This is a genomic window from Allosphingosinicella sp. (genome assembly GCF_036402135.1).
GTDB lineage: Bacteria > Pseudomonadota > Alphaproteobacteria > Sphingomonadales > Sphingomonadaceae > Allosphingosinicella.
Window position 1 is genome coordinate 16,760 of the sequence record NZ_DASWTN010000015.1, and the last position, 21,401, is coordinate 38,160.

Consider the following 21,401-nt stretch of genomic DNA (forward strand, 5'->3'; position numbering starts at 1 on the left):
GGCCCCCGTTTCGATCAGGAGGCGATGATGAGGACGACGATGGCCGCCGCGATGAAGCTCAGGATCGTTCCCCACTTCATCAGACCCACGAAGGTGGAATAGCTCCTTACGTGCGCCTTCTGGTCGTTCGTCACTTCGCCTTCGCGGGCCATTGGCATCCTCTACGATGTTCTTTCCAAGTCAGGCGCATCCTTATCAACCGAATTGCGGCTTCGGAAGGCCCCAAAATGAGGCGCTCCTTAAGCGGCTATTTACCCGCTTTGGCTACTCCCTGTTTTCCATGGAGCCGGATTCCCTTCGCACCCTGTCCCTCGTCGCCCTCGATGCGGCACAGCACCGTGTCGCATCTGCCGCCGCATCGCGCGCGGGCTGGCGCGCGCAGAGGGACGCCGAAGAGCCGGCCGCGTTGCTGATCGGCCTCTGGGACGAGGAGCAGGCCCGGCTTGTCCGTGCGGCACGAGCGCGAAGTCCGGCGCTGCCGATCCTGGTCTGCGGTCCCGCCACCGCGTCGGTGGACGCCATCCGCGCCGGCGCCAGCGATTTCCTCGCGCTGCCGCTTACCGCCGACCGGCTGATCGCCGCGCTGCAGGCGGCAGGCGACCGCCGCCGCCGGAGCGGCGAGCTTCGGCCGCTTGCCGAGAAGATCGTGAAGCCGCTGGCGCTCGACGAAATCATCGGATCGACACCCGCCTTTCGCGCCGCGCTCGCAATTGCCGCCAAGGCGGCGCGGTCGCGCGTTCCCGTGCTGATCGAGGGCGAAAGGGGCACGGGCAAGGAAACCTTGGCCCGCGCCATCCACAGCTCCGGCCCGCGCGCGCTGAGGCCGATCGTCTCTCTCGACTGCGGCACGCTTTCCCCCGCCCATCTCGAGGCCGCCTTGTTCGGCTACGAGCCCGGCGCCTTTCCAGGGGCGTTCGACCGCTCGGTGGGCAAGTTCGAGGAAGCGGACGGCGGCACGCTTTTCATCGACAATATCGAGCTACTTTCGGCCGAGCTTCAGGCGAAGCTTCTGCACGTGATCGAAACCGGCGAGGCCGCGCGTCTCGGCGGCCGCGGTTTCAAGGCGGTGGACGTGCGCATCCTCGCCGCCGCGGGCGCGCGGCTTTCGGAACAGGCTGCGGCCGGACATTTCCGCGAGGATCTCCTAAGCCGGCTTGCGCTGGTCAGCATCGCGCTTCCGCCGCTTCGCGAACGCCGCGCCGACATTCCCGCGCTTGCCCGCCACTTCCTCGGCCGTTTCGCCGAGCAGCCGGGCCTGCCGCACCTGGGCATCACGGAGGGCGCGGTGGCGCTCCTTACCCAGTTCGGCTGGAGCGGCAATGTGCGGGAGCTTCAGACCGCGCTCTTCCGCGCGGCGCTTCATTGCCAGGGCCATGCGCTTACCGCCGAGGATTTCCCGCAGATCGCGCTCGAGATCGCGCACGGCAAGCGTTCGGACGATTATCATGCGCGGGCGGTGGAGGGCGCAAGGCCTTTGCCAGGCAGCAACGGCTCCGGCGTCACGCTCTACCTTCCGGATGGCAATCTCCGGCCGCTGGAGGATATCGAGGCGGACGTGATCCGGCTCGCTATCGGCCATTATCACGGACGCATGACGGAAGTGGCGCGGCGGCTCGGCATCGGCCGCTCGACGCTCTACCGGAAGCTCGCGGAACTCGGCATCAGCGACGCCGCCTGACTCGGAACCGGCAGCTGCCGCGGCGCTTTACCGTAACATGGGTAAGCGTCTCCTCCTGCTCCTGCTTCCGCTCGTCGCCTGCGATAGCCGTGCGCCGCAGAACACGACCGAGATCATGAGCGAAGCCATGTCCGGCAATGCCGCGGTCGCGGCGGAGGCTGGAGAACCTGCAGCGGAGAATGCTAGCACGGCGGCGGCGAACCGGCCGACCTCGGTGACGGTGGGGCCGATGCAGGTGCCCTATGATGCCGCGCTGCTGGCGCCGGAGCGCGTCACGCTGCCGCTCCCGCCCGACTGGAAGGCCAAGGCGCAGGGCGTGAAGCTGATCGCGCGCGAAAGGGCCGAACTGATCGGCAAGGCGGAATGCATCTATGGCGGCTCGGGCGAGGCCAGCCGCTGCAACGCCGACCAGGAAGCGGGGCTCGCCTTCGCTTCGCTGCCCGCCCCCTTTGCCGAGATCAGCGGGCGCATCCCCGCAGACGGGCGGAAGAGCATAAGCCTTGCCGGGGTGGAGGGCGTCAGCTGGGAGATCGGGGCCGAGGGCGAAGGCGCCGAATATATCCTGCTCCCAGCCGGAAGCGGCACGGCCCTCATCGTCCGCCAGTTCCGCACCGCCGGCAATCCCGACGAAGCGGCGATCGGCACGGTGCTTAGCGACCTGAGGCTGAAGCAGGAGCCCTGAAAGACCTAGCGGATCGGCGCCCGAACGTCCGGTGAGTTGCGCTGCAACTGTCCGCGGATCGCGCCTTCCGGAAACTCGGCGCTGTGAATGTCGATATAGAAGCTTTCCGGCCTGGCCTTGATCTGGCGCAGTATTGCGCGGCCGGGGCTCAAACAGCCGTCGCTTCTGCCGTCCACCGGGGGCCGCAACGTCAGCACCTCCATACCCACCGATGTGGCGGGGCCCCGGTGCAGATGCGCCGCCGTGACTCCGTCGACCTTGGCGACGCTGAGGCTGTAGCAGAAACGGTAAGGGGGCCTTTCTATCCAGGCGCTTGCATGGCCGCTGCCGTAGCGATGGCCCTTCTGGCCATGCGCGATCGAACCGCCGGTCAGGAAGGTGCCGTAACGGTCGAAGATAACGTCGCCGAGCAGAGCGCAACCGCCGAGCAGCGCCGCCGTACCAAAAGCCACCAAAGCCATTCTCATCATTCGAATTCCATGTCTGCGTCCGCCGCGAAATGGAAGCCTTTTGTCCTGAAAGCTTCGCAGCGCCGCAGCCCGGCCTGTTCGAGTGCGTTGGACGGCCGAGAGGAGCTTCACATGAGCAGGATCCTGGTTCTTTATTATTCTTCCTACGGCCATATCGAGCGGATGGCGAAGGCGGTCGCCGAAGGCGCTAGGGAGGCGGGCGCCAGTGTCGACATCAAGCGCGTGCCGGAGCTGGTGCCGGAAGAGGTGGCGCGCTCATCGGGCTACAAGATCGATCAGGTAGCGCCCGTGGCGCGGGTCGAGGACCTCGAGAATTACGACGCGATCATCATCGGCGTCGGCACGCGCTACGGCCGAATGGCGAGTCAGATGGCGAACTTCCTGGATCAGACGGGCGGCCTCTGGGCCCGCGGCGCGCTTAACGGCAAGGTCGGCTCCGCCTTCACCTCCACCGCCACCCAGCATGGCGGGCAGGAAACGACCCTGATGGCGATCCACACCAACTTGATGCATTTCGGCATGCTCTGCGTCGGCTTGCCTTACAGCTTCCAAGGCCAGATGCGGCTCGACGAAGTGACCGGGGGTTCGCCCTACGGCGTCACCACTATCGCTGGCGGCGACGGCTCCCGCCAGCCAAGCGAGAACGAGCTGGAAGGCGCCCGTTTCCAGGGACGGCACGTCGCGGAGATCGCGAACCGCCTCTTCCCGTCCAAGGCCGGCGGCGGCGACGAGGAGCTCGAGGGCCTGATGCTGCGCGATGCCTGATCAGCGCGGCGTGGGCGGGAGCCGCTGGAACGACTTGTTGGTAATCCGCCATTCGCCGTCGATCTTGTGCAGCGACATATAGTCAACGAACTTCACACTCGGATAATCCAGCACCACCTTGGCGACAGCCGCATCGCCCGTGATGTCGATGCTGTCGACACTGCGCTTTCGCTGAGCCTCGTCGGGAGCCGGCTTGCCGCTGGCGCGGGCGGCATATTCCTCACTCGTCAGCTGCGCGAGCTTGCCGTCAGCGACGGAAAACAGCTTCGCGTCGGGATGAAAGGCTTTGCGGAAGTGGTTAGCGTCTCCCGTCTCATGCCCCTTGAAATAATGGTCGAGCGCGGCGCGGACGCCAGCTTCTTCAGGCGCCTGTGCCCTAAGCGGTGCAGCGACGCTGATGGCGGCAAGCGCGGCAAGCATGTTGATAGAAATCTTCATGTCGTCTCCCTTCTTGAATATTCTCATGGCGTCAGCGCAGCGTCGCGGAGGCCGCGCCAGACGCGGATGGCCTGGATGGTTTCGGGCACGTCGTGGACGCGGAGGATCTGCGCGCCCTGCTCCGCGCCCTTTAGCGCCAGCGCGACGGAGCCGCCGAGCCGCTGGTCCGTCGGCGCTTCGCCTGAGAGCGCGCCGATCATCCGCTTGCGGCTTGCGCCCAGCATGACCGGGCAGCCGAGGCCGTGGAAGAGCGCGAGGCCGTTCAGAAGCTGCAGATTGTGGTGGACGCTCTTGCCGAAGCCGATGCCGGGATCGACGATGATCTTCGCTCGATCGATGCCCGCAGCGACCGCGGCTTCGATCCGCTCTTCCAGCCAGTCATAGACTTCGAGCAGCACCGGTCGGTCATAATGCGGCGCCTTCTGCATCGTTTCGGGACTGCCCTTATGGTGCATCAGAACGACCGGGCCGCCGGCCCTCGCCACCACCTCCGCCGAACGAGGATCGAAGGTGAGCGCCGACACGTCGTTGACGAGGGTCGCGCCCGCACGGAGCGCCGCCTCCATCACCTCCGCCTTGCGGGTGTCGATCGACACGGCAGTGCCAGCGGCCGCGAGCCGCTCGATCGGCGGCAGCACGCGCTTCACCTCGTCGCCTTCCCAGACGGGCTTCGCGCCCGGCCGGGTGGATTCGCCGCCCACATCAATGATCGCCGCGCCAGCCGCGCTCATCGCATGGCCGGCATCCGCCGCCGCGCCCGCATCCTCGTACCTGCCGCCGTCGGAGAAGCTGTCGGGCGTCGTATTCAGGATGCCCATAACCTGCGGCTGGTCGAGCCTGATCGTGCGCTCCCCGAGCGCCAGCGGCGCACGCGGCGCCGTTATGTTCGCCCAAGTCCGCCGCGCGCCCTCACCAAGCCGGTCCAGTTCGTCTTCGATCGCCTCGACTGAGATCAATTCGGAGACGATCCGCCCGCCTTCTTCACGCAGAGCCTCGATCGCTGAGAAAAAGTTGAGCCCACCTGTGAGGCGGGCAACTTTCCCGTCATGCCCGAATGGCGCATCAATGAAGGCTGTGGGACGAAGGTAGATTTTCAACGCCGCGTTGCTCCAGCGGCTGGCGACCGGCCTACAGGAGCAGTGGCTGTCTTCGGCATTCGTGCTTCCAGCGGGGCGAGCCAGCGGGCGGCGTTGGCACCGACGCTGAGCTGCGGGTTTGAATTGCCACCGAGGATGCCGGCGCCTTCCCATCCTGTAACGAGGGCGTGCGCTTCCTCGAAGGCTTCGGCCAAGGGCTGGGGCTTGCGGAGGGCGCGGTTGATGAGGGCGTCGCCGAAATAGGTCCAGTCGTTGCCGGGATCGCAGCCGAACGAGGCGCGGTCGGCGGCGGCGGCGGTGACGATCACGCTGCTGTCTGACGCCAGCACCGGCACGAAGATGCCCGAATAGCAGGCGGAGATGATGACGAGGCGGTTCGGCATGCCTTCCACCATGCCGCGAAGCCGGAGCGGCGGAATGTTGCCCATGCCGCGCTGCGCATCGAGATATTCAAGGCCGGTGCCGGGCGCGCCGTGGCTGGTCGTGTAGAGGACGAGCACATCCTCGTTCCGGTCGGCAAGCTCCGCGACGCGGGCGAGCGCCAGCGAAAGGCTGTGCGGCGATCCGGCGGGCTCTTCGCCGCCCATCGCGAGAACGAGGGTGCGTCCCGCGGCGTCAAAGCGGCGGGAGAGGACCCGCCCCGCCTCCCGCGCCTCGCGGCCGAAGACCGGATCGCTGTTGAGGCCGGCGACCACCACATAGGCATCGACGGTTCCCGGGCGCTGCGGTTTCAGCGCATCGAGCGCGGCATCCAGGCGGCGATGATCGGTGAGGAGCTGCTGCGGCGAACGATTGAACGCAACCCAGGCGGTGTTGCGATTGACGTTGGGACCGGGCCCCACGGGAGCAATGACCTGGCTGGTGACGGAGCCGCCGAGAAGGCAGAAAAAAGCGGCCAACGCCCAGCGCAGCCGCGGGAAAGCATTTCTGCCGGACCTAAGCCCTCTCGCCCCGATTCTGGTCATCCGGCGATGCTATGGCGAAAGTGCGGCTAGTCCAGCGCGGAAATATACTTCTGCCTGAGATCATCGAGGCAGACGAGACCTTCGCCCTGCTCCACATGCCAGAAGGTCCAGCCGTTGCAGCTTGGCGCACCCTGGGCGGCGGCGCCGATCTGGTGGATCGAACCCTGCTTGCCGGATAGTTCGACCGACGCATCAGCACCCACCTTGGCGCGCCAGCGGCGCTTACTGTCCGTGAGGATCGCGCCCGGTTCGATCATGCCGGTTTCGACGAGGGCACCGAACGGCACCTTCGGCTGGGCCCGCTTGGAGACCATCGTCTTCATCGCACTCTCGTCGAGCTCCAGCGTCGAGGCGATCCGTTCGTTCGCGACCTTCACATATTTGGTCTCGCGCTCGATGCCGATCCAGTTGCGCCCCAGCCGCCGCGCCACGGCGCCCGTCGTGCCGGTGCCGAAGAAGGGGTCGAGGACGACATCGCCCTTGTTCGTGCAGGCGAGGAGTATTCGGTAGAGAAGCGCCTCGGGCTTCTGGGTCGGATGCGCCTTGCTGCCGCCCTCGCCCTTCACCCGCTCACCGCCGGAGCAGATCGGGATCACCCAGTCGGACCGCATCTGGAGGTCGTCGTTCAGCGCCTTCATCGTGCGGTAGTTGAACGTGTAGCGGCTGTCCTCAGACCGGCTCGCCCAGATCAGGGTTTCGTGCGCGTTGGTGAAGCGGGTGCCGCGGAAATTCGGCATCGGATTGGATTTCCGCCAGACGATGTCGTTCAGGATCCAATAGCCTTCGTCCTGCAACGCGGCGCCAACGCGGAAAATGTTGTGGTAGCTGCCGATCACCCAGAGCGTGCCGTCGGGCTTCAGGATGCGGCGCGCTTCCTTCAGCCACGCCTTGGTGAAGTCGTCATAGGCTTGAAAGGTGTCGAACTTGTCCCAATCGTCGTCGACTGCATCGACTCGGCTTCCCTCCGGCCGGAACAGGTCGCCGCCGAGCTGAAGATTGTAGGGCGGATCGGCGAAGATCATGTCGACGCTCGCGTCCGGAAGCGAAGCCATCGCGCGGACGCAATCGTCCTGAAGGATCCGGTTCAGCGGCAGCCCTTCGGCAGGCGCGGCCTTGGCGCGCTTCTTCACATTTCCAACGAACGTCAGCGCGCTCATCGCCGCCCCCTTTTCAGCACAAGGACGCGAAACTGAGTCAGCCGGACTCCGCGGTCAAGAACAAGCGTTTAGGCGCCGCTGTTCATAAGTGTTAAGATGTTCCGGGAACGAAAGGAGTCCCCGCTACATCTGGCGTGAGCAGCGCCGGCCCGGACTCAAGATGAAGTGGTGTGACGGGAAAGACTCACTCCGCCGCAATAGCGGTGGGGAGAAGCTCGAGCTGCATCTGCTCGCGGACGCGGGCGAAGCTCTGGCGGTGGATCGGCGTCGCGCCCAGCGCCTTTAGTGCGCGGCAATGGTCGGGCGTCGGATAGCCCTTGTTCGTCTCCCAGCCATAGCCCGGATAGTCGCGTGCATAGTCGGCCATGATCCGGTCACGGGTGACCTTGGCAACGATGGAGGCGGCGGCGATCGACCGGCATTTCGCATCGCCAGCGACGATCGCCTTCGAAGGCCGATCCCAACGTGGACAGGCATTGCCGTCGACCAGCACCCAGGCTGGATCGAAGCCGAGAGCTTCCACCGCACGCTGCATCGCCAGCATCCGCGCCCAATAGATGTTGAGGCTGTCGATCTCTTCGACCGTGGCGATGCCGACGCCGACCTTAGCGACCTTGTAGAGCCGGGCGCAGATCGCCTCCCGGTCCTTGACCGGCACGACCTTCGAATCATTGATGCCGCGCGGGAAACGCGCCCGGTCCAGCACCACCGCAGCCGCAACGACCGGCCCCGCGAGCGGCGCGCAGCCCGCTTCGTCCACGCCGGCAAGCGGTTCGGGATAGGCTTTTTCGATCTTGAAGCAGGGCGCGGCCATGGCCGCAGCCTAGAAAGCGCTCGCCGATCCCGCCAGCGAAAGCCGCAACGGCTCGCCGCTTATCTGTGGATTTCCTCGAACGGAACGACGCCGAGCGCGTGCCCCATCGGTCCATGCCCCGCTCCGTAGCCGGGAGCGGCAAGGAGGGCGGCGCGGGTATAGTCGCGGCCCGTCCAGACCGCGTCCTTCAGCGCGCGGCCGCGTCCGAGCACAGTCGCGATGGCGCTTGCGAGGGTGCAGCCGGTGCCGTGCGTGTGCGGCGTGTCGATCCGTTCGCCGTGCCAGCGACTGACTTTCCCACTTGGCTCGACAAGCATGTCGGTGAGCGCGGGGCCCCGCAAATGCCCTCCCTTGGCAAGGACGGTGGTCCCGGTGCGCTCGGCCAAAGCCCGTGCAGCGACTTCCATCTCGTCGAGCGAGGTTGCGGACATGCCGCTCAGCACCTCAAGCTCCGGGAGGTTCGGGGTCACGACGGTCGCCGCCGCCGTCAGCCGTTCGAAGGCGGCTATCGTGGCTTCGTCGGCCAGGACCGCGCCGCTGGATGCGACCATCACTGGGTCGAAGACGATGGGAACCCCCTCCATCGCTTCGAGCCGCTCCGCCACCGCCTGTGCGGTGTCGGGTGAGCCGATCATCCCGATCTTAACGGCATCGACGCCGATGTCGCTCGCTACCATGTCGATCTGCTTCAGCACGAAATCGGCGGAAACCGGCAGCACGCCCTCGACGCCAAGCGTGTTCTGCGCCGTCAGCGCGGCGATGGCGGTCATGGGATGGCCGCCGAGCATCGTCACCGTCTTGATGTCCGCCTGGATCCCAGCCCCGCCTCCGCTGTCGGAACCGGCGATGATCAGGATGCGCGGAGGCTTCAACGCGGCCTCTTCCGCTCCGTCGCGGCTGGATAGCGTTCGAGCAGGTGCTCGGCGCGCGTCGGACGCGGCCGAAAATTGCCGCCGCAATTGGGGCAGACGCCGCCGAGCGGCCCTTCCACGCATTCCGTGCAAAAGGTGCATTCGAACGAGCAGATATGCGCATCGCCGCTATCCGGCGGCAGATCGCGCCCGCAGCGTTCGCAATCGGGGCGCATGTCCAGCATCAGGCGGCTTTCACCGCATCGCAGATGCTGTCGACAACTTCATGCACCAGCTTTTCGTCCTCGCCCTCCGCCATGACGCGGATCAGCGGCTCGGTGCCGGACTTTCGGATCAGGATACGGCCGGTGCCGTTGAGGCGGGATTCCCCATCAGCGATCGCCGCCTTCACGCTGGTCGCCTCCAGCGGCTGGCCGCCGTCGAAGCGGACGTTCTTCAAAAGCTGCGGCAGCGGCTCGAACTGGCGGAGCAGCTCGCTTGCCGGCTTGCCGCTCTCGACGAGGCAGGCAAGGATCTGAAGCGCAGCAACGAGGCCGTCGCCGGTGGTCACATAATCGGACAGGATGATGTGGCCGGACTGCTCGCCGCCGACATTGTAGCCGCCGTTCCGCATCGTCTCGAGCACATAGCGGTCGCCGACGGCGGCGCGGATGAGCTTGAGGTCGCGGCTGGCGAGGAAGCGCTCCAACCCGAGGTTCGACATCACGGTCGCAACGATCCCGTCGCCGCAGAGAAGACCGCTATTCGCCCAGGAAACGCCAATCAGCGCCATCAACTGGTCGCCGTCGATCACCGTTCCCTTCTCGTCGACGATGATGACGCGGTCGGCATCGCCGTCGAGCGCAATCCCGATGTCGGCGCCTTCCGACACCACCCGCTCCTGGAGGAGCTTCGGCGCAGTCGATCCGACGCCGTCATTGATGTTGGTGCCGTTTGGCGAAACGCCCAGCGCAACCGTCTCCGCGCCAAGCTCCCACAAGGCTTCGGGCGCAACACTGTAGGCGGCGCCGTGCGCGCAATCGATCACGACCTTGAGGCCGTCGAGCCGGAGATGCTCCGGGAAAGTGGACTTGGCGAAGTGAATGTAGCGGCCGCGGGCGTCATCGATCCGGCGCGCTCGCCCGATCTTCTCAGAGGCGACGAGTTCTACGCCCGCCTCGATCATTCCCTCGATCTCGGCCTCGTCCTCGTCGGACAATTTGTAGCCGTCGGGACCGAACAATTTGATGCCGTTGTCGTAAAAGGGATTGTGGCTGGCCGAGATCATCACGCCGAGGTCGGCGCGCATCGAGCGGACAAGCATGGCGATTGCGGGCGTCGGCATCGGCCCGACCATGACAACGTCCATACCCACGCTGGTGAAGCCCGCGACCAAAGCCGACTCCATCATATAGCCCGAAAGCCGCGTATCCTTGCCGATTACGACGCGGTGGCGATGGTCGCCGCGGAGGAAGCGCGCGCCCGCCGCCTGGCCCACACGGAGCGCCATTTCCGCCGTCATCGGCGCCTCGTTGGTCCGCCCCCTGATCCCGTCCGTGCCGAAAAACTTACGCGACATTGAAATCCCTGTTTCTGTTTTCGCTTGAAAAGCCTGTGTGAGAGAGGCTGATAGCGCGAACGGGCGGCCTGTTTCCACCCGCAACTCAGTCCAAAGGGCCGGCATGTCTCAAGCCACTCGCATTCTTCTTGCACTCGCCGCCGGCCTTGCCCTTGGCTTTGCCGCCTGGAGGTGGGCGCCCGATTTCGCTTCCAGTGCCGCAAGCGTCGCCGACCCGATCGGCAACCTCTGGCTGAACGGCCTCAGGATGACGATCGTGCCTTTGCTCGTCGCTTTGCTGGTGACCGGCATTGCCCAGACCGCGGAAGCGGCGCGGGCTGGAGCGATTGCGGGCCGCGCGCTCGCCTGGATCATCGGCTTGATGACGCTTTCAGCCGTCGTGGGCGCGTTCCTGACGCCGTTCTTCCTGTCGATAGCACCGATGCCCGAAGCGTCCGCCGCGGCTCTGAGGAGCGCGCTCACTACCACCAGCGAAGTCGGCGAAGTGCCGCCTTTCGCGGACTTCCTGCGCTCGCTCGTGCCGACCAACCCCATCGCCGCCGCCGCAAGCGATGCGATCCTGCCGCTGATCATCTTCACCGGCATCTTCGCCGCTGCCGTCACGCGCCTTCCGGTGGAACCGCGGGGGCTCCTTACCGGCTTCTTCAGCGCGCTTGCCGATGCGATGATCGTGGTGATCGAATGGGTGCTGAAGCTCGCGCCGATCGGTGTGTTCGCGCTTGCCTTCGTCGTCGGCGCGCGTTCCGGCTCCGCGGCATTCGGGGCAGTCGTCCACTACATACTGGTCGTATCCGCGGTCGGACTGGTCATGTCCCTGCTCGCTTATCCTCTCGGCGTCTTCGGGGGGCGTATCCCATTCGGGCGGTTTGCCCGCACGATCGCGCCTGCCCAGGCGCTGGCGGTCAGCACCCAATCCTCGCTCGCCTGCCTGCCGATCATGCTCAAGAAGTCCGAGGCGCTGGGCGTGCCCGAGCGCACTGCCGGAATGGTTCTGCCGCTCGCCGTCGCGCTGCTCCGCGCCACCGGCCCGGCCATGAACATCGCCGTGGCGCTTTACGTCGCGAACTGGTTCGGCGTGGAAGTGGGCCCCGCGCAATATGCGGTCGCCATCCTCGCTGCGGTGCTGACCTCGATGGGATCGGTCAGCTTGCCCGGCCAAGTGAGCTTCGTCACCGCCATCGCGCCCATCTGCCTGATCCTCGGCGTTCCGATCGAGGCGCTCGCCCTGCTGATTGCCGTCGAAGTTTTGCCCGACATCATCCGCACGCTCGGCAACGTGATGATGGACATTGCGGTCACCGTCACGGTCAGCCGCCAGACCGGCGAAACCGTTGAAACGGACGAGGCCGAGGAGGGCCGCCTGTTCGGCGCGGACGCCTAGGAACCGCCTCCGCCGCCTGCTTGTTCTTCAGCAGCAACAAGGCTGCCTGAGGAGCCCGCGTCATAGCCGTATCAGAGCGATCTTTCGACCCGACCGTTCCTCCGCCGGAACCTGGAAGCCTCAACAGCGCCCTCGCCCGCAATATCGAGGCGCTTCAGCAGCGGCGGCGCGACGAGGCGGCGAACGCCAGCCTGCAGGAGCGTGTCGCCAACCGCGTCACGCGCTTCACCGGCAGCATGGCGTTCGTCTACATTCACCTCGCCCTCTACGGTTTCTGGATCATGGCTAATCTCGGCTGGCTGGGGCTCAAGCCTTGGGATCCGACCTTTGTGGTGCTGGCGATGGTCGCGTCGGTCGAGGCGATCTTCCTTTCGACATTCGTGCTCATCACGCAGAACAGGATGGCCGCCACGGCGGAAAAGCGGGCCGAACTCGACCTTCAGATCAGCCTTTTGTCCGAACATGAAGTGACGAAGCTCGTCGCCATGGTGTCGGAGATCAGCAAGCATCTCGGCCTCCACGAGGCGGCCGGCGGCGAAGTCGAGGAGTTGAAGCGGAACGTCGCTCCTGAGGCCGTGCTCGACGCAATCGAAACCAGCGAGAAATCAGCCGAAGCCGCGGCCAAGCGATCCAATCGGTGACACGACCGGCGCGTGGTACCAGGTGATCACGAGCCACAGCAGAAAACCTACCAGCAGAGGCACCCAGCTCGGATTGGCCGCGCGCCACGGTACCTTGCCGGTGAAGAGGGCGCCGAACGGCACGAACGAGGTCCGCGCCTCCCAGCCGCGCCAGGCATCGCCGTAAAGCCCGGCCTTCTTCCGGTCCTGTCCGATCGATCCGAACAGAGCGAGGATCAGGATGCCGCCAGCGACGATCAGGTTGCGCGGACTGCCCCAGAGCGTGATGTGGACGATAGCCCAGAGCGTGAAAGCCCAATTCATCGGGTGCCGCGTGATCGCGAACACGCCGGTTGCGGGCCGCACGGCCCGGGTGGCGGAACTCGCGCCCGGATGCGGCAAGGCCGGGTTCTTCATGAACGATCCGACCAGCAGAATGAGCGCGAACAGCATAATCGCGGACGCAACCGGCCACCACCAGATCGGCGCGATATATTGCGGGCCGTAATCATCGCCGCTCCGCCAGGCGAAGATCATCCATACGAAGGGGATGGCGACGATCAGCGAATAGACGCCGGCAAAGGCGCGCTCGCCCAGCCGCGCGATCATCGCGGGCCGAAGCGGGTGCGACATCAGGAAGTGAAGGCCGACAAAGGCCACGGTCGCCAGCGCAAGGCTGACGGTGGAGCTCACCGGTCGTAGGCCTTCGGAAGCTGCCCTTCCTGCGGGTTGCGATACCGGTCGCGAAGCTTGGTCTGCCGATTGTCGAGCGGCTGCTGAACGCCGTCGATCATCATGAGCACCGGCGCCGAATTATTCTCTAGTGGATCGCCGTCCCACACCACCACGTCGGCACGTCGTCCGGGCCGGAGCGAACCGATCTCGCCGCCGAGCCCGAAAGCTTCCGCAGGGCGCGAGGTGATCGAGGCGAGCGCTTCGCCCCAGCTAAGCCCGGAGGCGCCGGGGACACGTCCGAGGGCAACGAGATTGCCGGCCGACTGCTTTGACAGCCGCACTTGGCGCGCATCGCCGATCAAGGCGACGGAGACGTCGACGCCCGCCGCGCGCATCCGCCCGACATTGGACTGGGTGGCGGCAAGCTGTTCGAACGAGGCGGGAAGGTCCGCAAGCGCATCAGCGATCACCGGAACGCCGGCGGCGGCGATGCGGTCGGCGACGGTCCAGCCTTCGGCAACGCCCACCAGCACCAGCCGGAGGTTCGGGAATTCCCGCTTCAGCTGAAGCACCTGCAGGATGTCGCTTGCACGGTCGACGTTCACGACCAGAAGCTGCCGCCCCTGAAGCACCGGAACCAGCGCCGCGGCATCGAAGCGGGTGAGAAGAACGTCGTCCGAACGACTGACATTGCTTCCGAGCAGCCGGTTGTCAGGCACTTCCTCCAGCGGGAAGTCGCGCTGATCGTTGGCGCGTGGCTCCCGTTGCCCACCTCCGCCTGAGATAGGAGCGAAGCGGCCTATATCGCGGGCTTCGCGAAGGGCGTTGCGGAACAGCACGAAATTGGCGGCGCGGCTTCCGCCCGCCTCGTCCGCGCCGGACTCGCCGAACACGACATATTGGAATGCACGGGCGCGGGTGATCGGCTCCATGTCGGAACCGAGGTCGATCACCGCACCCTGCCCTGCGAAAATGCTCTTGCCGGTCGAAGGCGCCACGACGGCGCGGGTGATCCCCCCGCCGCGGCTGACGGAAACGCCCGATGCGCGTGGATTGATGGCCGGCGTGACGTCGATCGCCGCGCTGAACGGGGAGTCGTCTGCCGACGTGTCGTTCGAGGCTGCGACCGCATCCACTTCCGTAAGGCCGACCTGCGAAAAGGCCGCGATGAGGCCGGGCGTCACCCATTTGCCGGTGGCGTCCACAACTTCGGCACCGGCCGGGACGGCAACGCCGCCCCCGGCCGCAACGATGCGGCCGTTGCGGACGACGACAGTGCCGCCCTCGATCGGCTCGGAGCCGTCCCCGAGCGCGACAGTGCCGCCGGTGATCGCGACGGTCTGCGCCGCAACGGACGTCGAGGCGCACAGCGCCGCGGCGAGGATCAGGAGGCGCTTCACTTCACATCTCCTTCGCCGGGCTGGCCAAGCTCGAAGTCGCTGACAGGCCTGCGGCGCGGATCGTTGGCGTCGTACATGAGCGCGCCGTCCACCCAGACCCGTTCGGGCCTTGTGTAGACGCTGAACGGATTGCCGTTCCACAGCACCACGTCCGCCATTTTGCCGGGGCGAAGGCTGCCGGTCTGGACGTCGATGCCGAGCGCCTTGGCTGGATTGATGCTGAGCCAGGTCCAGGCGATCTCGTCCGGGATCTGGATGCCGGCGCGACGCCCGTTGGCGAGCGCCTTGGCCGCTTCCTGGTTCAGGCGCTGAATGCCGTTTTCGTCATCCGAATGGACGATGGTGCAGGCGCCCGCATTGTGAACGAAGGGAATATTCTCCTGGATGCCGTCATAGGCTTCCATCTTGAAGCCCCACCAATCGGCCCACATGGCCGAACAGACGCCGTTCTCGCGGAGGAGATCGGCGATCTTGTAGCTTTCGACCGCGTGGTGGAAGGCGGCGACCTTGTACCCGAACTCCTTCGCCACATCCATGATGATGGCCATTTCGTCGGCGCGGTAGCAATGGTTCTGAACGAGGATGTCGCCGTCGAGAACGCCTGCAAGCGTCTCCAACTGAAGATCGCGCGGGGTGCTCGCATCCTTTTCAACCTTGCGGCGGTAATCCTGCGCACGGGCCCAGGTCTGGCGAACCATGGCGACGTTCGCCATGCGGCTCGCCGGCATCTGGTTGCGGCCGCCATAGACGCGCTTCGGGTTCTCGCCGCACGCCATCTTCAGCGTGTAGGGCGCACCCGGGAACTTCATCCCCTGCATGGTTCGTGCATAGACGTTCTTCAGCGTTACGCCGCGGCCGCCGAACAGGTTCGCCGAGCCCGGCAGAACATGGAGCGCGGTCACGCCGCCATTGACGAGCGCACGGCTGAAGCCCGGATCCTGCGGCCAGACGCTATGCTCCGCCCACACTTCCGAGCGGACCGGACCCGTAACCTCATTGCCGTCCTGATGCGCCTCGACCGACGGTGAAGGATAGCCGCCGAGGTGGCTGTGAATGTCGATGATGCCCGGCGTCACCCACTTGCCGGTGCCGTCGATGACGGTCGCACCGGCAGGCGCGGCGACATTCTGACCGACACCGACGATCTTGCCATCCGCGAACAGCACCGAGCCCCGCTCGATCCGCCCGCCTTCGCCGTCGAAGATGGTGACGTTGTTCACCAAAGTCGGGACGCCGGGATAAGGCCGGTAAGTGGAGGGAAAAGCATCCCTCGCAGCAGTCGCCGGAGCCGCTGGCTCAGACGATGCCGACTTCACTTCATTGTTGTTGGCCGTGCAGGCCGAAAGCAACGCAATGACGGCGAGCGCCGCCCCCCCATTTAGCTTCATCAAATAGGCTTTCTGCTGGGCTTGGTTTCACGCTCCGGGAACATGCCGGCGGCTTCGCGCTCGCCGACTTCCTTGTAGCCCGCAAGCTCCTCGTCCTGATTGTCGCGAAGCGTGTCGAGATGCATCAGCTTCTTGATGAGCGGCGCAATGACGAGAACGACGACGCCAACCCCGACGCCGACCCAGCCGACCGTCGTATAGACGTCGAGCACCACGGTCTTTCCGGCTTCCTCGCCCACACCCTCGGCGCCCGTCGCGGCGGCGATCATGCCCGCGGCGAAGTTGCCGGTCGCGGAAGCGAAGAACCAGGTGCCCATGATGAGGCTGGCCATATGCGCCGGCGCAAGCCGGTTCATGGCCGACAGACCAACCGGGCTAAGGCACAATTCGCCGGTGGTCTGGAAGAGGTAGATGAGGAAGATGAAGATGACCGGGGTCGGAACGTCGACGCCGGCCGCCTGCGCGCCCCAGACGAGGACCAGGAAGCTGAGGCCGACCTGGACGACGCCGAGACCGAACTTGAAAGGCGCCGACGGCTCCAGCCCCTTGCGCCCAAGCACGGTCCACAAGGTCGCGAAGACCGGCGCGAGCAGGATGATGTAGATGGCGTTGATCGACTGGAAGGTCGATGCCGGTACGCCACCGCGATCCACATAGCGGTCGGTGAACAGGTTGAGCGAGGAGCCCGCCTGCTCGAAGAGCGCCCAGAAGATGATCGACGTGACGATGAGGAACATCGCCGCGAAGATGCGGTCACGGTCTTCACGATCCAGCTTCGTCACCGCTGTGAAGATGACGAAGGAGACGAGCGCGAGGCCGAACACGCCGAGCAGTACGCCAACCACTTCCTGGAACTGGATGAGCGCCCAGCAGACGGCGACCAGCACCAGGCCGACGCCGTAGAGGGAATATTCCCGACCTTTTTCGAGAGGACGAGGCGGCTCGCCGCGGCCGAGCAGCAGCGGCTTGCCCCATACGAAGACGGCGAGGCCGAGCAGCATGCCGATGCCGGCAAGGCCGAAGCCGTAGCCCCAGCCATAGGTTTCCCCGATATAACCGCAGAGCAGCGAACCGATCGCGGCGCCGAGATTGATGCCCATGTAGAAGATCGTATAGGCACCGTCCCGCCGCGCATCCGTGCGGGGGTAAAGCTGACCCACGATCACCGATATGTTCGCCTTCAAAAAGCCCGAGCCGACGATGATCAGCGCCAGCGCGAGCCAGAAGACGTAAATGACCGGATTATCGGCATTACCGGCCGCCGGCTCCCCTTCGAAAGCCATGAAGAAGTGGCCGAGCGTCAAGAGCACAGCCCCGAACAACACGGCTTTTCGCTGCCCTAGATATCGGTCCGCCAGATAGCCGCCGACCACCGGCGTGATGTAAACGAGTGCCGTGTAAGCGCCGTAGATGATGCCGGATTGCTCGTCCGAAAACAGCCAATGCTTGGTCAGGTAGAAGATCAGCAGCGCCCGCATGCCGTAATAGGAGAAGCGCTCCCACATCTCGGCGAAGAACAGGACGAACAGCCCCTTGGGATGTCCGAGGATCGTTCCGCGGGAATCTCCGTGCGGAAGGGCAGAAGGATTGGTGGCCACTGGCTCGCTACTCCATACCGTTGAGCGCCGCCTCTTCGGGCAGCTTCGAAAGGCGCGCAGACTAACGTGGAAAACGCACTTGTGAAGCGGATTGTTGCGGAGGCCGCGGCTTCCTATGTGGCAGGCTTCATGCTCAACGATACTTCCTCAGCCCTTTCGCTGCTCCAGACACGCCGCTCCGGACGCCCCCGCGACCTCGTCGAACCGGGCCCGGACGCGGAACAGCTGCGCGAGATCGTAAAGGTCGCCAGCCGGACGCCGGATCACGGCAAGCTCGCGCCCTGGCGCTTCGTGCATGTGCCGCGCGAGAAGCGCGGCGCCTTTGCACAGCTCCTTCACCAAGCCTTCCGCGTCGCCAATCCGGAGCCGAGCCGAGCCGAGGAAGAAGCGGTCGACCGGCTCGCCTATCAGGCGCCGACGCTTGTGGTGGTGCTTTCAAGCCCGATCCGTGATCACAAGATCCCGGTCTGGGAGCAGGAGCTTAGCTGCGGCGCGGCCTGCATGAACCTGCTTCACGCGGCTCACGCAATGGGCTTTGCCGGCGGCTGGATCACCGGCTGGTCGACCTATTCGGAAGAGGTACGCCGCGCCTTTGCGCATGGCGAGGACGAGCGGATCGCCGGCCTCCTCTACATCGGCACGCCCGCGCACCCGCTGGAGGAGAGGCCGCGTCCGTCCCTCGATCACGTCCTCTCGGAATGGAACGGCTGAGGCATACTTGACCTTGCCGCTGTGTTAGTACAGTATGGCGCTAATGATTAACGACGATCGCCCCGTATACCTGAAGCTTCGCGACACCATCGCCGCATCCATCCTTGATGGAGAGGTTGGCGATGGCGACGCGCTCCCTTCGGTGCGCTCGCTCGCTGCCCAATATGGCGCCAACCCGTTGACAGTTGCGAAGGCTTATCAGACCTTCCAGGACGAAGGGCTGATCGTGGTGAAGCGCGGCGTCGGCATGTTCGTTGCCGAAGGCGCCACTGCCCGGCTCCGCGCATCGGAGCGGAAGGAGTTCCTGGAGAAACGCTGGCCCGCAATCGCCGCGCACATGCGTCGGCTCGACATCGACGCGGCCGATTTAGTCGAACGGACGCTCGCTTAAGGCTTCAGCCCCTCAAGCGCATCGAGGATCGGAAGCTGGCTCTCCAGCATTTTCGCCCGCGCCTGAGCCAAGCCGAACCATTCAGCACGGTCCACCTCCGGAAAGCTTTGGAAACGGCCGCTTTTCGGTGGCCATTCCATCTCGAAGTGAATGCTGTTGAGCTCCGCCGGATCGAAATTGCCCTCCAAAGCGAAAGCCTCTACCCATTTACCGCCCTTTTGACGGATGCGGCATAGATGGACCGGCTCGCCAGAAGGCTTCGCCCCCAACTCCTCCTCGAATTCCCGCGCCGCCGCTGCCGCGGCATCCTCTCCCGGCTCGATCATGCCTTTCGGGATCGACCAGGCGCCCTCATCTCGGTTTCGCCAATAGGGCCCGCCTGGGAGGGCGAGCAGCACTTCGATCCCGCCGCCCCGTTGGCGATAGAGGAGAATGCCGGCGCTGGTCGGGACTGCCATCTTATTTCCTCCGGCCGACGAGCATCAGCACGGCCACCGCGGCCACCGATTTCAGGATCGCGCCCGGGATGAATGGCAGCAGACCATTTGCGACCGCCTCGTTCCTGCCGACGAAGGTGGAAAGCCACAGCGTGCCGGGCAGCAGGCAGACGGCATGGCCGATCAGCGCAGCGGCACAGGCGTGAACGGGCCTCCGTCCATTCCAGCCGCGCTCCACGAGCCAGCCTGCTGCCGCCGCTGCGACAGGAAAGGCGCCGAGGTAGCCGCCCGTCGGGCCCAAGAACCTTTGCCACCCGCCCAAGCCGCCCGCGAATACGGGCAGTCCCGCCGCTCCCGCGGCAAGCCAGGCAATCACGATCAGCAACCCAAGCCGCCACCCGAACAGCATTCCTGAAAGCAGAACCGCCAGCGTCTGCAGCGTAAAGGGCACCGGCTCCATCGGAACTTGCGCGCGCGAGGAGAGCGCAAGGATCGCTACGCCCGCAGCGACCATGAGCAGGCGCACACCATTGCTGCGGACGGAAATCGGCGGCTTCATCGGATCAGGCGGCGAAGGCCTCGTCCGGCACGTCGTAAACGCGCGCCGGGGCCATGGCTGCGGCGGTAAGCCCGATGGCCTCCGGCACCACCTGGTTCAGGTAATAATCCGCCGCCGCCTTCTTCATGGTGAGGAAGGCGGGATCGCCCTCTTCCTCCTCCGCGACATCATATTGCAGCGCCATCAGCCAGCCGCTCACAGCCACCGACAGCATGGTGAGGAATGGATAGGAGGCGACAAGCCGCTCATCCATATCCATATCGCCCATTTCCTCGATCACCGCCCGGCAGGCGGAGACGAGATCGACTAGCCAACGGCTCTCCCCCGCATCCTCCTCGATCTCGTTCAGCAGCCGTTCGACCACCGCGCCGCCCTCAAGCCCCAGCTTCCGGCCAACGAGGTCGGCCGCCTGAATGCCGTTCGTACCCTCGTAGATCGGCGCGATGCGGGCATCCCGATAATGCTGTGCGGCGCCTGTTTCCTCGATGAAGCCCATGCCGCCATGAATCTGTACGCCAAGGCTCGCCACCTCGACCCCGACGTCGGTGCCGTAGGCCTTGACGAGCGGCGTCAGCAGGTCGGCTCGCGCCTTGGCGTCGGCATCCCCGATGCTGCCCCGGTCGGTCTGCCCCGCCGCATAATAAGTCAGCGCCCGCGCGGCCTGCGTCAGCGCCTTCATGCGGAGCAGCATTCGCCTGACGTCGGCATGCTTCAGTATCGCGGCAGGCTTCCCCTCGCGCGCGCCCTGCACCCGGTCATTGGCATAGGCGACCGCCGCCTGCGTCGCCCGCTCGGCGATGGAAACGCCCTGAAGGCCGACATTCAGGCGCGCATTGTTCATCATCGTGAACATCGCGCGCATACCGCCGTTCTCCTCGCCGATCAGCCAGCCGACGCAGTCGTCCTCATCGCCATAGGACATGACGCAGGTCGGCGAGGCGTGGATGCCGAGCTTATGCTCGATCGACACGCAGCGCGCGTCGTTGAAGGCTCCCGGCGTGCCGTCACCGTTCAGCCGGAATTTCGGCACCAGGAATAGCGAAATGCCTTTTGTGCCCGCTGGCGCATCTGGCAGCCGCGCCAGCACCAGGTGGACGATATTGTCGGCAAGGTCGTGCTCGCCATAGGTGATGAAGATCTTCTGGCCCTTGATCAGGTAGCTGTCGTCGCCGCGCGGCTCGGCCCGCGTCTTGAGCGCGCCGACGTCGGACCCCGCCTGCGGCTCGGTGAGGTTCATCGTCCCCGTCCATTCGCCGCTAATCAGCTTCGGCAGCCACATGCGCTTCAACTCCTCCGACCCATGATGCTTCAGCGCCTCGACAGCGCCGGGAGTCAGCATCATGCAGAGCGAAAAGCCCATATTGGCGGACCCAAGATCCTCCATCACGATGGTCGCGAGCGTGAAGGGCAGCCCCTGTCCGCCATATTCCGTAGGGCCTGTCAGCGTTCCCCAGCCGTCCCGCACATAGGCCTGATAGGCTTCGCGAAAGTTCGGCGGCATGGTGACGCCGTCCGGCGACCATTTCGCGCCGACCGTATCGCCGACGCGGTTCAGCGGCGCGAACTCGCCCTCGGAAAAGGCGGCAATCCCCTCGACAATCGCATCCACCGTATCGGCCGTCGCATCGGCAAAGACATTATGGCCGGAAAGCTCGTCCATCTTCACGATGTGCTTCAGAAGGAAACGCTGCTCGGCGACTGGGGCGGTGTAGGTCATTCTGGCTCGCTCTTGCGTCTGATTTGCC

At 65.4% G+C, this 21,401-nt stretch carries 24 protein-coding genes; 7 read left to right on the forward strand and 17 right to left on the reverse strand.

Annotated features, from left to right (window positions below; all coding sequences use genetic code 11):
- Window positions 1–14: 14 nt before the first annotated feature.
- Window positions 15–152, reverse strand: a complete 138-nt coding sequence (locus tag VGD10_RS04375; protein WP_331039582.1) for an aa3-type cytochrome c oxidase subunit IV — start codon at window positions 150–152, stop codon at window positions 15–17.
- Window positions 153–280: 128 nt separating this feature from the next.
- On the opposite strand from VGD10_RS04375, the gene VGD10_RS04380 reads away from it, so the two are divergent.
- Window positions 281–1,678 (forward strand): sigma-54 dependent transcriptional regulator, encoded by a 1,398-nt coding sequence (locus VGD10_RS04380; RefSeq protein ID WP_331039583.1) that lies wholly within the window; start codon window positions 281–283, stop codon window positions 1,676–1,678.
- Window positions 1,679–1,715: 37 nt separating this feature from the next.
- A complete protein-coding gene (locus VGD10_RS04385; RefSeq protein WP_331039584.1) occupies window positions 1,716–2,360 on the forward strand; it encodes a hypothetical protein in 645 nt (214 codons plus the stop codon).
- A gap of 5 nt (window positions 2,361–2,365) precedes the next feature.
- Here VGD10_RS04385 and VGD10_RS04390 read toward each other — a convergent pair whose 3' ends face one another.
- Complete coding sequence (locus VGD10_RS04390) at window positions 2,366–2,830, reverse strand: CHRD domain-containing protein (RefSeq protein ID WP_331039585.1); 465 nt, start codon at window positions 2,828–2,830, stop codon at window positions 2,366–2,368.
- A 111-nt stretch (window positions 2,831–2,941) separates the two neighbouring features.
- On the opposite strand from VGD10_RS04390, the gene wrbA reads away from it, so the two are divergent.
- Complete coding sequence (gene wrbA / locus VGD10_RS04395) at window positions 2,942–3,595, forward strand: NAD(P)H:quinone oxidoreductase (protein ID WP_331039586.1); 654 nt, start codon at window positions 2,942–2,944, stop codon at window positions 3,593–3,595.
- On the opposite strand, the gene VGD10_RS04400 is transcribed toward wrbA, so the two are convergent.
- The 8 genes from VGD10_RS04400 to glmM all read right to left on the reverse strand — a co-directional run bounded on the left by VGD10_RS04400 (window position 3,596) and on the right by glmM (window position 10,496).
- Entirely contained in the window at window positions 3,596–4,033 is a 438-nt protein-coding gene (locus VGD10_RS04400; RefSeq protein WP_331039587.1) for a nuclear transport factor 2 family protein, read from the reverse strand.
- A 23-nt stretch (window positions 4,034–4,056) separates the two neighbouring features.
- Complete coding sequence (gene folP, locus VGD10_RS04405) at window positions 4,057–5,130, reverse strand: dihydropteroate synthase (RefSeq protein WP_331039588.1); 1,074 nt, start codon at window positions 5,128–5,130, stop codon at window positions 4,057–4,059.
- A complete protein-coding gene (locus tag VGD10_RS04410; protein WP_331039589.1) occupies window positions 5,127–6,029 on the reverse strand; it encodes a C13 family peptidase in 903 nt (300 codons plus the stop codon). The genes folP and VGD10_RS04410 overlap by 4 nt, the downstream gene beginning before the upstream one ends.
- Before the next feature lie 92 nt (window positions 6,030–6,121).
- Window positions 6,122–7,252 carry a site-specific DNA-methyltransferase gene (locus VGD10_RS04415; protein WP_331039590.1) on the reverse strand — a complete coding sequence of 377 codons (1,131 nt, stop codon included), beginning with the start codon at window positions 7,250–7,252 and terminating at the stop codon, window positions 6,122–6,124.
- A gap of 184 nt (window positions 7,253–7,436) precedes the next feature.
- Window positions 7,437–8,066: a ribonuclease HII gene (locus tag VGD10_RS04420; RefSeq protein ID WP_331039591.1), complete on the reverse strand. Its 630-nt coding sequence runs from the start codon at window positions 8,064–8,066 to the stop codon at window positions 7,437–7,439.
- 59 nt (window positions 8,067–8,125) lie between these two features.
- A complete protein-coding gene (gene thiD / locus VGD10_RS04425; RefSeq protein WP_331039592.1) occupies window positions 8,126–8,938 on the reverse strand; it encodes a bifunctional hydroxymethylpyrimidine kinase/phosphomethylpyrimidine kinase in 813 nt (270 codons plus the stop codon).
- Entirely contained in the window at window positions 8,935–9,162 is a 228-nt protein-coding gene (locus VGD10_RS04430; protein WP_331039593.1) for a DUF1272 domain-containing protein, read from the reverse strand. Before VGD10_RS04430 ends, thiD begins: the two co-directional genes overlap by 4 nt.
- Window positions 9,162–10,496 carry a phosphoglucosamine mutase gene (gene glmM / locus VGD10_RS04435; RefSeq protein ID WP_331039594.1) on the reverse strand — a complete coding sequence of 445 codons (1,335 nt, stop codon included), beginning with the start codon at window positions 10,494–10,496 and terminating at the stop codon, window positions 9,162–9,164. Before glmM ends, VGD10_RS04430 begins: the two co-directional genes overlap by 1 nt.
- A gap of 103 nt (window positions 10,497–10,599) precedes the next feature.
- On the opposite strand from glmM, the gene VGD10_RS04440 reads away from it, so the two are divergent.
- Window positions 10,600–11,877: a dicarboxylate/amino acid:cation symporter gene (locus VGD10_RS04440; RefSeq protein ID WP_331039595.1), complete on the forward strand. Its 1,278-nt coding sequence runs from the start codon at window positions 10,600–10,602 to the stop codon at window positions 11,875–11,877.
- A 236-nt stretch (window positions 11,878–12,113) separates the two neighbouring features.
- Window positions 12,114–12,518 (forward strand): DUF1003 domain-containing protein, encoded by a 405-nt coding sequence (locus tag VGD10_RS04445; RefSeq protein ID WP_331039596.1) that lies wholly within the window; start codon window positions 12,114–12,116, stop codon window positions 12,516–12,518.
- On the opposite strand, the gene VGD10_RS04450 is transcribed toward VGD10_RS04445, so the two are convergent.
- From VGD10_RS04450 to VGD10_RS04465, 4 genes are read right to left on the reverse strand one after another with little or no spacing between them, the layout of a single operon-like run.
- On the reverse strand, window positions 12,483–13,190 hold the full coding sequence (locus VGD10_RS04450) for an NnrU family protein (RefSeq protein ID WP_331039597.1): 708 nt from the start codon (window positions 13,188–13,190) through the stop codon (window positions 12,483–12,485). The two genes, VGD10_RS04445 and VGD10_RS04450, sit on opposite strands and share 36 nt — an antisense overlap.
- Window positions 13,187–14,572 carry an amidohydrolase family protein gene (locus VGD10_RS04455; RefSeq protein ID WP_331039598.1) on the reverse strand — a complete coding sequence of 462 codons (1,386 nt, stop codon included), beginning with the start codon at window positions 14,570–14,572 and terminating at the stop codon, window positions 13,187–13,189. The genes VGD10_RS04450 and VGD10_RS04455 overlap by 4 nt, the downstream gene beginning before the upstream one ends.
- Window positions 14,569–15,960 (reverse strand): amidohydrolase, encoded by a 1,392-nt coding sequence (locus VGD10_RS04460; protein ID WP_331039599.1) that lies wholly within the window; start codon window positions 15,958–15,960, stop codon window positions 14,569–14,571. Before VGD10_RS04460 ends, VGD10_RS04455 begins: the two co-directional genes overlap by 4 nt.
- Window positions 15,960–17,558, reverse strand: coding sequence for a peptide MFS transporter (locus VGD10_RS04465; RefSeq protein WP_331039600.1), 1,599 nt, complete (start codon window positions 17,556–17,558; stop codon window positions 15,960–15,962). The genes VGD10_RS04460 and VGD10_RS04465 overlap by 1 nt, the downstream gene beginning before the upstream one ends.
- A gap of 129 nt (window positions 17,559–17,687) precedes the next feature.
- On the opposite strand from VGD10_RS04465, the gene VGD10_RS04470 reads away from it, so the two are divergent.
- Both VGD10_RS04470 and VGD10_RS04475 read left to right on the forward strand, forming a co-directional pair.
- On the forward strand, window positions 17,688–18,269 hold the full coding sequence (locus VGD10_RS04470) for a nitroreductase (RefSeq protein ID WP_331039655.1): 582 nt from the start codon (window positions 17,688–17,690) through the stop codon (window positions 18,267–18,269).
- Window positions 18,270–18,312: 43 nt separating this feature from the next.
- Window positions 18,313–18,660, forward strand: a complete 348-nt coding sequence (locus VGD10_RS04475; protein ID WP_331039601.1) for a GntR family transcriptional regulator — start codon at window positions 18,313–18,315, stop codon at window positions 18,658–18,660.
- Here VGD10_RS04475 and VGD10_RS04480 read toward each other — a convergent pair.
- Genes VGD10_RS04480 through VGD10_RS04490 form a run of 3 tightly spaced genes read right to left on the reverse strand, consistent with a single transcriptional unit; the run spans window position 18,657 to window position 21,373 of the window.
- Window positions 18,657–19,118, reverse strand: a complete 462-nt coding sequence (locus VGD10_RS04480) for an NUDIX domain-containing protein (RefSeq protein ID WP_331039602.1) — start codon at window positions 19,116–19,118, stop codon at window positions 18,657–18,659. The genes VGD10_RS04475 and VGD10_RS04480 overlap by 4 nt on opposite strands.
- A 1-nt stretch (window position 19,119) precedes the next feature.
- Window positions 19,120–19,656: a biotin transporter BioY gene (locus tag VGD10_RS04485; RefSeq protein WP_331039603.1), complete on the reverse strand. Its 537-nt coding sequence runs from the start codon at window positions 19,654–19,656 to the stop codon at window positions 19,120–19,122.
- A 4-nt stretch (window positions 19,657–19,660) separates the two neighbouring features.
- Window positions 19,661–21,373, reverse strand: a complete 1,713-nt coding sequence (locus VGD10_RS04490; RefSeq protein WP_331039604.1) for an acyl-CoA dehydrogenase — start codon at window positions 21,371–21,373, stop codon at window positions 19,661–19,663.
- Between the last annotated feature and the right edge of the window lie 28 nt (window positions 21,374–21,401).